At 50.3% G+C, this 4,827-nt stretch carries 5 protein-coding genes and 1 pseudogene; all 6 read left to right on the forward strand.

Annotation, left to right across the window (positions count from 1 at the left end):
• Positions 1-943: alpha/beta hydrolase family protein (locus tag QVP67_RS08420; protein ID WP_288180040.1), on the forward strand; the 943-nt coding region annotated here is incomplete at its 5' end.
• Positions 944-967: 24 nt separating this feature from the next.
• Positions 968-1,198, forward strand: coding sequence for a hypothetical protein (locus tag QVP67_RS08425; protein WP_022163129.1), 231 nt, complete (start codon positions 968-970; stop codon positions 1,196-1,198).
• Between the two features lie 16 nt (positions 1,199-1,214).
• The gene (locus tag QVP67_RS08430) at positions 1,215-2,480 is read left to right on the forward strand and encodes a peptidase S41 (protein ID WP_022163130.1); all 1,266 of its coding nucleotides are present in this window, start codon (positions 1,215-1,217) and stop codon (positions 2,478-2,480) included.
• Positions 2,481-2,574: 94 nt separating this feature from the next.
• Positions 2,575-3,030, forward strand: a complete 456-nt coding sequence (locus tag QVP67_RS08435) for a hypothetical protein (RefSeq protein ID WP_022163131.1) — start codon at positions 2,575-2,577, stop codon at positions 3,028-3,030.
• A 46-nt stretch (positions 3,031-3,076) separates the two neighbouring features.
• A complete protein-coding gene (locus tag QVP67_RS08440) occupies positions 3,077-3,847 on the forward strand; it encodes a glycoside hydrolase family 16 protein (RefSeq protein WP_022163132.1) in 771 nt (256 codons plus the stop codon).
• 309 nt (positions 3,848-4,156) lie between these two features.
• Positions 4,157-4,827: pseudogene (locus QVP67_RS08445) on the forward strand (hypothetical protein); the annotation flags it as partial.

The following is a 4,827-nucleotide window of genomic DNA, read 5'->3' on the forward strand; positions in this document are numbered from 1 at the left end:
GGCATTCGACCAGACGGTGATGGAAGAGCGGGACATAGTGGTGGAGACCGACGGTTATCGCCTGCCGGGTACGCTGACCCTGCCACGGGTGGAAGCGGGCAGGAAGGTGCCTTGTGTGGTGCTGGTGCACGGGTCGGGACCGAACGACCGCGACGAGACCATCGGACCCAACAAACCTTTCCGCGACCTGGCGTGGCTGCTGGCACGGCGGGGCATCGGCGTGATCCGTTACGACAAGCGTACGAAAGTATATGGTGCTGATGTGGTGCCGAAAGGGAAAAAACTGGATATGGACGTGGAAACCTGTGACGATGCGGTGGCGGCAGTGAAATTAGCGGCGACGTTGCCTGAAGTGGCGGCGGACAGTATCTTTGTGCTGGGGCACAGCCAGGGAGGCATGATGGCACCGCGCATAGCCCGGCGGGCAGAGTCGGTGGCGGGTATCGTCATTGTGGCCGGACTGGCACGACGCTTCGAGGATGCGTTGTTGGAGCAGTCGGAGTATATTGCTACCCTGTCGGGGACGGTGAACGAAGCGACGCGTGCGCAGCTGGACGAGCTGAAGCGGCAGGTGGAGAACGTAAAGCGACTGGGGACGGATGCCTTCAGTGACAGTATTCCATTGCCGTTGGGGCTTCCGAAAGAGTACTGGGAATTCTTGCGGACGTACGATGCTGTGAAGGAAGTATCGGCTCTGACCTGTCCCGTATTGGTGCTTCAGGGCGAGCGTGACTATCAGGTGACGATGCAGGACTACGGCTTGTGGCTGATGGGGCTGATATCGAACCGGCGTGCCCAGTTGAAGTCGTATCCCGACCTGAACCATGTGTTGCAGGAAGGGAAAGGAAAATCGACTCCGTTTGAGTACAACGAAGAGCGGCCTGTGCCGGCTTACGTGGCGGATGACATTGCCGGATTTATCCGTGGAAAGGATGTGAGATAGAATGAACGGTTGGATGAAATAAAAATGGCAAACAAGAAAGAAAATACAACCAAGAGCTTTGTGTTGCGTGTGGACGCTGCCACGATGGATGCCATCGAGAAGTGGGCGGCAGACGAATTTCGCAGTACCAACGGCCAGCTGCAGTGGATCATCAACGAGGCGCTGCGGAAGAGTGGGCGGCTGAAGAAGCCGAAAAAGGGAACGGCTGGAGAAAGCTCGGATAAAGTGGATGATAAAGTATCGAAAGAAGAATAAATGAGAGGGAAGAGAAATGAAAAGACTGATATTACTATGTATAGGAATATTCTGGCTGATGTTAGGAGTGAAAGCACAGCCGGCGACACATGTAGACTGGCAGCGCGATCTGGATTCGCTGGCCTGTTGGCTACCCCGATTGCATTACAACTTTTTTACTGTTCGTAGCAGGGAAGATTTTGAGAAAGGCATAGAGAACTGGAAACATCAAGGAAACAATGGCTTGTCTGACCTGCAGATGGCTTTGAAGCTGCAGCAGTGGATAGCTACATTCGGCGACCTGCATACTAATCTGAATTTTGTACCGTTGCTTGACCGTAATCGCTTATTGCCTTTGGGACTGAAGTGGATGGATGATGGTTTGTATATCGTCACGGCTCCTGTGGGGAAGGAAGGCATGTTAGGCTGCAGGCTGATGGAACTGAACGGTACACCTATAGAAGTAGTGGCTGACAGCCTAGGTACGCTTTTTTCAGCTGATAATGAGGCTGTACGCAAGTCGATGGTTCCTAACTACTTGTGTTTCGTCCAACTGCTGGAGCATTTTGGATTCGTGCCGGACGGTAAAGTCATGTTCAAACTGGCATCGGCAGACGGTAATATGCAACTGCATGAGCTGACTCCTGGCAGTGTAAATCCTCAAAATCTGGTTTCTTTCCGTCCTGAAGGAGTGGCTCTTTGTTATCGGAATGCCCGCACTCTTTTTTCTGTACATTATGAAGCAGCAGATAGTCTGCTTTATGTTCAATATAATAAGTGCTGGAGCAGGGAGTTGGAAGAAGAATATGGTAATAGGGAACAGGCTTCCCGACTGCCTTCGTTTGCCGCACTGGAAGACAGTGTGTTCGCTACACTCCGTCATCGGCCGGTCAGCAGACTGGTGTGGGATGTCCGTTTCAATGGAGGTGGAAATTCGATACCGGGTACACGTCTGGCTGAGAAACTGGCTGGCTTCATGCACCAACAAGACGTTCCACCCCGTGTTTATGTAGTATTGGGAGCTGCTACTTTTTCGTCTGCCATTTTGAACGCGCTGGATTTCAAGCGACTGCTGGGGGCTTGCTGGGTAGGGGAGGAAACTTCAGGAAAGCCTAATCATTTGGGCGAAGTGCGTAGCTTTACCCTGCCTACTTCGGGCCTACAGGTGCAATACTCTACGAAATATTTTAAGAATGTGGATGAAGAGATGAACACGTTGGTGCCCGATGTAAAAATTCCGATGACTTTTGATGATTTCAGACAGGGAATAGATCCTGTTTATGAATGGATTAAAAAGCAATAACGATTATAGTAAGAATGACAAATTTCAATCAGTTTACTGTGAATCCGCTTCTGGAAGGACGGGTTTAGCAAAGAAGAAAAGGAGGAAACAAACGATGATTAACTTGGGACATTATTCGGGAAACGGGCACGACCTGCGTTACAGGCGGGCGAAAGTAGACTATATCCTGACGGGTATTGCGCTGATTCCAGTGCTGGTGGAGTGGGGCATCATTGCGTATCGGGCCGGTGCGGCAGGCATGAGCTTCGGTGCGGCGGGAGCCGTTGAAGGTATTGTGGCACTGCTGGTATTTCTGGTACTGGGGAGCAGTATGTTTCTGCCGGTCCGGGTGTTCAACTTTCCTTTCCGCATCACAGAGGCGAACCTTGCCCGACAGTATGTGCTGGCCATCCGGTTGTGTCAGGTGCTGAACATTGTGGCGGGCTGCATGAATCTGGGCGGAGTGCTTGGGAAAACGGTTCCGTGGGCTGCGTATCTGTATGCCGGCGGTTTTGCACTGATGGTGGTGGCGGTAGTCTGCTATATGTTACTGGCTTTCAGGATGCGATGAAGAAATCTGTTTTAAGAATACTTTGCAGGAACTAAAGAAGAATAGCATGAAAAAATTACTTTATGGATTCTGTGCCTTGTTGCTGTTGGTTTGCAGCAGTTGTCGGGTGAAGGAACAGTGGGTTTTGACCTGGGAAGAGAATTTCAATGACCGGAAACTGGATACGGCGGTCTGGTCTGTAATTCCCCGTGGAGGAGCGTGGTCGTCGTATATGGCTCCGTATGAGGAACTGTATCAGTGGACAGACAGTACCATTCAGCTGATGGCTGTCCGGAATACGCTTCATCCGTCTGATACCGCTACATATCTGACGGGAGGAATATGGAGCCGTTATAAGAAAGAGTTCAAGTTCGGCCGTATTGAGGTGAGGGCGAAGGTAAAATGTGCGCAGGGATTCTGGCCGGCTATATGGATGTGTCCGGATCCGATTCCTTATCCGTACGGAGGCGAAATAGACATTATGGAACATTTGAATTTTGATGATTTTGTCTATCAGACCTCGCATTCACATTATACCATTAATCTGAAGCGGAATGATCCTCCCAAATATGCTACGGCACCTATTGATAAAGACGGCTTTAATGTATTTGCGGTAGAGATGTATCCCGACAGTCTGGTTTATTTTACTAACGGGAAACGTTCCATCTGTTATCCGAAGGTGAACGGAGGAAAGCACGGACAATTTCCTTTTGCATACGACCCGTTTCATCTGCGATTGGATTCGCAGTTGGGTGGAAACTGGGTAGGACCGGTTGACTCGTTGCAATTGCCTGTCTATATGGAAGTAGATTGGGTGAAGTATTATGAAAAACGTTGAAGCTGTTTGTGTATATACCTATATTTGGTGAAAGAAGGACGTAATTATACTTAATTCATGCGATTGCACCATCTGTGCCGATGCGCTATCTTTGCAGTATCAGATTTGAATGAATTAGTTAGTCATAATTACGTAACCACTTTTATGAAGATAAAAGGATTCCCGCCTTCCGATGTGACATCGCAGGGCGGGAATTTTATTACCTACTTCTACTTATTTCTCTTCGTACAATACCCATTTCTGGGTATTGTCCTCCTCTGGGGCTCCCCGTACCTTTGCGTCAACAAAAAATTATAAAAAATAAGAAAAATGAAACAAAAGGTATGGGGCGTGTCGCTCGGCCTGATGCTCTGTGCGGGAGCACTTTATGCCGGGAATGAGACAAAGCCTGCACAGAAGGCCGGAGAAGAGGCCAAATTGAAAAGCATAGAAGCGGTGGAGAACAACCGCACAGTGGAGAATGAGCCGAAGAAAAGCCGTTTAACACTGGGTGGATACGGAGAGGCGGTCTACTCGCGCAACTTCTACAGTGACCATTATTTGAGGTATATGAGTCCGGAAGCGTATAAAGACGCGAAGAGTCACGGACGTTTTGACTTGCCGCACGTCGTCATCATGCTGGGGTACGACTTCGGCAAGGGCTGGACGATGGGCAGCGAGATTGAGTTTGAGCACGGCGGTACGGAAAGTGCCATCGAGATAGAGGAAAGCGAAGGAGGCGAATACGAAAGCGAGATAGAGCGCGGCGGCGAAGTGGCGCTGGAACAGTTCTGGATTCAGAAGTCGTTCTGTCCGGCATTCAACCTCAAGTTAGGACACATCATTGTGCCGGTGGGCGCAACCAATGCCCATCACCTCCCCACGGAGTTTTTCGGGGTGTACCGTCCCGAAGGAGAGAATACCATCCTGCCCTGTACGTGGCACGAGACGGGTATCAGCCTGTGGGGAAAGGCCGGTGACTGGCGTTACGAAGCCATGCT

Origin of the sequence: Bacteroides sp. CAG:633, assembly GCF_000435115.1 — a bacterium.
GTDB lineage: Bacteria > Bacteroidota > Bacteroidia > Bacteroidales > Bacteroidaceae > Bacteroides > Bacteroides ndongoniae.